Consider the following 3,442-nt stretch of genomic DNA (forward strand, 5'->3'; position numbering starts at 1 on the left):
CGCGCAGCCCGTCGGGGTACTCCCGTGGCACAGGCATCGGACCTGTGTTCTCCCATCTGCCGAGGCGATCCTGCCTGGCTTCAGGGCCGCTACAAAATCCGGATCAGCTCATGGGTGATGTCGGCAACCGACCCGGCTCGTACCTCGCCACAGAACAGCAGTTGTCCGCGTTCGTCGGTGAAGACGAGGGCACTCATCGCGTTGATGTGGCTCTTGCCGGAGATGAAGCGACCGCGTCCGCCGCGGTGTGCCGTGGGTCTGCGGACCCGGATCTCGGTGGCGTCCATCAACGCGGTCTGACCGGTGGCGCCGAGATGAACGATGACATCAGCGAGCGTGCGCAGCCGCAGTCCGCCCTCGATGCGCCAGCCGCGGTCGGCGAGCAGGGCCCGATCTCCCCGATCGCACGCGTGATCGTGGACCGATCGACACCGAACCAACAGGCAAGGACGTCGTGGGTGACACCGCGCCGAAGATGAACAAGGGTGGCCAGCAGCCGGTCGACGAACACCAGCTTATACTTCGCCCCCGCACCCACGGCTCGACGGCGCGGACGGTCAGCCAGCTCGGCATCTCTTCTGGCCTGCCACACCGGCCCCAACTCGGCTACCAGATCTGCGATCACGGTCGCCGAAAGTCCCGTGGTCCGACGCTCCGACATGATCAGACTGCGTGCCTCGACCCCCACCACACACAGCCCAACGACCCAGCCCAGCCGCCGTCACCGCCAACCACGCACTAGGTCGTAAGACCGTGTCCTATGTGGTGCTGGCTCGTTGGGCTCGGCATGGGGCGGGGTACGTGGAGTTGGATTGTTCCGGATGGACTGTGGGAGATTGCGAAGCCGCTGATCCCGCCGTCGAAGGTGCGGCCGCAGGGTGGCGGCACGCAGGACACGCCTGATGAGACGCTGTTCGCCGCGATCATCTATGTCCTGGTCAGCGGCTGCGCCTGGCGGGCCTTGCCGCCGTGCTTCGGGATATCGAAGTCGACCGCGCATCGCCGGTTCCTCATCTGGTCCAGGGCCGGCGTCTGGGGCCGCCTCCACGAAGCGGTCCTGCACCGGCTCGACGACGCCGGCCTGGTCGATGTCTCCCGCGTCGTCCTCGACTCCGCCCAGGTCAGGGCGAAAAAGGGGGCGAACACACAGGTCCGAGCCTCGTGGACCGGGGCAAACCGGGTTCCACGATGCACGTCCTGTCGGACGCGAACGGACTGCCCCTCGTCGTTGGCGTCTCCGCGGCCAACGTCCACGACAGCCTCGCACTGAAGCCCGTGGTGGCCGGTCACCAAACGAGACATGACCCCCACCGCGGACACCACTTCAAACCCCAACGCCGCACGCCGACAAGGCCTACGACATCCCTCACCTGCGAAGATGGTTACGCGGTAAGCGCATCGGTGTCCGCATCGCCCGCAAAGGCATCGACTCCAGCGAACGGCTCGGCCGCCGCAGGTGGGTCATCGAGAGGACGATGTCCTGGCTGACCGGCTACCGCCGACTCAACCACCGCTACGAACGCCACCCCCGCAACTACCTGGCCTTTCTCGGCCTCGCTGCCGCCATCTGCTGCTACAAGCGACTCGTCCGCCTCACCACATAGGACACGGTCTAAGACCGTGTCCTACATGGTGGGTTGGGAGTTGTGCTGGGCATGGGGAGTGGGCGGTGGGGTTGGATTGTTCCGGATGGGCTGTGGGAGATCGCCAGGCCCTTGTTGCCTCCGGCACGCGTGCGGCCGCAGGGCGGCGGGGTCGCCAACATCGATGATGAGGCGGTCTTCGCAGCGATCATCTATGTACTGGTCAGCGGCTGTGCCTAGCGGGCGTTGCCGCCGTGCTTCGGGGCATCGAAGTCGACTGTGCATCGCCGGTTCGTCATCTGGTCCCGGGCGGGGGTCTGGGGCCGGCTGCACCAGAAGGTTCTCCAACTCCTGGACGAGCAGGGCCTCGTCGACCTTTCCCGGGCGGTCCTCGACTCGGCCCATGTCCGCGCTAAAAGGGGGGCGAACTGGCAGGCCCGAGTCCCGTGGACCGGGGTAAGCCCAGTTCCGCGATGCATGTCCTGTCCGATGCGGACGGACTGCCCCTACGCGTCGGACTCTCCGCGGCCAACACCCACAACAGTCAGGCGCTGAAGCCAATGGTGTCCCATTTCCACATGGGACACGAATCCCACGCGACCGATTCCAAGCCTCAACGCCTGCACGCCGACAAAGCGTACGACGTCCCCCACCTGCGGAAATGGCTGTTGGGGCACGGCATAGGGCACTGACGCTTTGTGCCACTCTGCGCATACTTGGGCAAGCCCCGAAGCTCGTTGCAGAGTGGCAACTGCGCTGCGTCGGTTGGGTCATCAACTGACAATGCGCTGTGCTCCGCCACTCGCACGGAAGGTAACATGCGCGTCTAACAGAAGCTGGTGCACATTGCCGTAGGAGCGGCCGGTCTCCTTGGCGAGTGTGCGGATCGAGGCACCGCTTTCGTATCGCGCCCTAAGCTCGGCCGCCAGGCGATCGCGTTCAGGGCCAGGGGCCAGCGGGCGGACCCGGGTCGTACGGTACATGGAAGGCTCCATTCCTTGTAAAGGTTTGGCCATGGTTACGTCTGGAAGCCAGCGATCGCCACTATTTACGCACATAGTGCACTCATTTCGTTATATGTACCGCATGCGGGACACCTGTATTGATCATGAGCGTTGTTAACGCTGGCTGGTCTTGATCATGGCGAAGACCTCCGGTGTGGTGGAGGTGTCTAGGCTTCACCGCACGGAGGTCTTCGTGTCCCACCGTAATGCCCGGCTGACCGTTCACGGCAGACGGATCCTGGTCGAACGTGTCCTTTCAGGCCGTCCTGTGGCGCATGTGGCCGCGGAGATGGGGATATCCCGTCCCACCGCCCACAAGTGGGTCCGCCGCTGGCAATCCGAGGGCGACGTGGGCTTGCACGACCGTTCCAGCCGGCCCCGTACCACCCCGCACCGGACGTCCGCCGCCGTCGAGGCACGTGTCTGTCGCCTGCGGACCGACCGCAAACTCGGCCCGGCCAGGATCGGCCCGATCCTGGGCATGTCGCCGTCGACGGTGCACCGGATCCTTCTCCGGCACGGCCTGAACCGGCTGGCCTGGCTGGACCGGCCCACCGGCGAGCCGATTCGCCGCTACGAACGGGCCAGGCCCGGAGAACTGGTCCATGTCGACATCAAGAAGCTCGGCAACATCCCCGACGGCGGCGGATGGCGAACCGTCGGCCGCGCAGCCGGTGACCGCAACACCACCACCGCTGCCACACCGCACTGGGCGGACGCCCGCCCATCACCCGCGTCAACAACGCTGCGAGCCAATACACCTAGTGACCTGAGTCGGAGATCCGTCGTTGGTTGGGTATGAGTCGTCCGGGTCCGAAGATTCCGCCGTTGTCGTTGACTCACGCCCAGCGGGCT

3 protein-coding genes and 3 pseudogenes are annotated in these 3,442 nt (G+C 65.5%); 3 read left to right on the top strand and 3 right to left on the bottom strand.

Annotation, left to right across the window (positions count from 1 at the left end; all coding sequences use genetic code 11):
* Positions 1 to 89: 89 nt before the first annotated feature.
* Entirely contained in the window at positions 90 to 287 is a 198-nt protein-coding gene (locus ACF08N_RS37925; protein WP_392329253.1) for a transposase family protein, read from the bottom strand.
* On the bottom strand, positions 287 to 661 hold the full coding sequence (locus ACF08N_RS37930) for a transposase family protein (RefSeq protein ID WP_392329255.1): 375 nt from the start codon (positions 659 to 661) through the stop codon (positions 287 to 289). The genes ACF08N_RS37925 and ACF08N_RS37930 overlap by 1 nt, the downstream gene beginning before the upstream one ends.
* A 126-nt stretch (positions 662 to 787) precedes the next feature.
* Between ACF08N_RS37930 and ACF08N_RS37935 the strand changes: the two are divergent.
* A pseudogene (locus ACF08N_RS37935) lies at positions 788 to 1,604 on the top strand (IS5 family transposase).
* Positions 1,605 to 1,655: 51 nt separating this feature from the next.
* A pseudogene (locus tag ACF08N_RS37940) lies at positions 1,656 to 2,269 on the top strand (IS5 family transposase); the annotation flags it as partial.
* A gap of 87 nt (positions 2,270 to 2,356) precedes the next feature.
* On the opposite strand, the gene ACF08N_RS37945 reads toward ACF08N_RS37940, so the two are convergent.
* Positions 2,357 to 2,641, bottom strand: a complete 285-nt coding sequence (locus tag ACF08N_RS37945) for a helix-turn-helix domain-containing protein (RefSeq protein ID WP_392329254.1) — start codon at positions 2,639 to 2,641, stop codon at positions 2,357 to 2,359.
* Between the two features lie 139 nt (positions 2,642 to 2,780).
* Here ACF08N_RS37945 and ACF08N_RS37950 point away from each other — a divergent pair.
* Positions 2,781 to 3,281, top strand: a pseudogene (locus ACF08N_RS37950) (helix-turn-helix domain-containing protein); the annotation flags it as partial.
* Positions 3,282 to 3,442 lie beyond the last annotated feature (161 nt).

This window comes from Streptomyces sp. NPDC015127, assembly GCF_043080095.1.
GTDB lineage: Bacteria > Actinomycetota > Actinomycetes > Streptomycetales > Streptomycetaceae > Streptomyces.

What these genes read in the sequence shown, in the direction of transcription:
- ACF08N_RS37925 (WP_392329253.1), bottom strand. Translation starts at nt 287, where the DNA reads ATGGACGCCACCGAGATCCGGGTCCGCAGACCCACGGCACACCGCGGC.
- ACF08N_RS37930 (WP_392329255.1), bottom strand. Translation starts at nt 661, where the DNA reads ATGTCGGAGCGTCGGACCACGGGACTTTCGGCGACCGTGATCGCAGAT.
- ACF08N_RS37945 (WP_392329254.1), bottom strand. Translation starts at nt 2,641, where the DNA reads ATGTGCGTAAATAGTGGCGATCGCTGGCTTCCAGACGTAACCATGGCC.